Source organism: Oleiphilus sp. HI0066, assembly GCF_001635725.1.
In genome coordinates, this window is sequence record NZ_LWFH01000398.1 from 1 (window position 1) to 839 (window position 839).

The 839-nt window shown below is 42.6% G+C and carries 1 protein-coding gene; it reads left to right on the top strand.

The window, feature by feature from the left end:
* On the top strand, nucleotides 1-839 hold an 839-nt coding region (locus tag A3738_RS05395; RefSeq protein WP_197473621.1), incomplete at both ends, for an efflux RND transporter permease subunit.

Below are 839 nucleotides of genomic sequence, written 5' to 3' on the forward strand. Positions count from 1 at the left end.
ATAAAATGTCTACTGACATGGTGTTGGTAGCCAGTGTTTTCTCTCCCGATAATCAGTACGACAGACTGTTTCTATCGAACTATGCGTCGATAAACGTTAAGAACGAGCTCGCACGTGTTCCTGGTGTCAGTGATGTGACCATATTTGGTCAGCAAGATTACAGTATGCGTATGTGGCTTAAACCTGATCAAATGGCAGCCTTGGGAATTACTGTTACAGATATTCGCAATGCGGTTAGCGAACAAAATATGCAAGTTGCAGCAGGTAACGTGGGGGCCGCACCTTCTCCTGAAGAACAGCAATTTCAGTATACATTAAGCACAAAAGGGCGTTTAAATTCAGTTGAAGAGTTTGAAAATATTATCTTGCGCTCAAATGAAGACGGTTCATCCGTTTACATGCGAGATGTATCCTCCGTTGAACTCGGTGCATCGAGCTATGTCTCAGAGGGTCTTTATAACGCTGCGCCTGCTGCGTTGCTCGCAGTTTATCGGGCACCTGGTGCAAATGCGCTTGAAATTAAAGAAGGTGTTCAAAATGTTCTTGATAACTTAAGTTCACGTTTCCCTGAGGGCATTGAGGCTACTATCCCTTATGACACTACCACTTTTATCGTAAGCTCTATCGATGAGGTATTCGATACGCTGTACGAAGCAATCTTTCTCGTTTTAGTCGTTGTATTTTTGTTCTTACAAAATTGGCGCGCTGTCGTTATTCCTATGGTCGCTATACCTGTATCTTTGATTGGTACTTTTGCAGTGATGCTTTATATGGGGTTTTCGATCAATACCATTAGTTTGTTTGGAATGATTTTGGCAGTTGGGATTGTGGTCGATGAT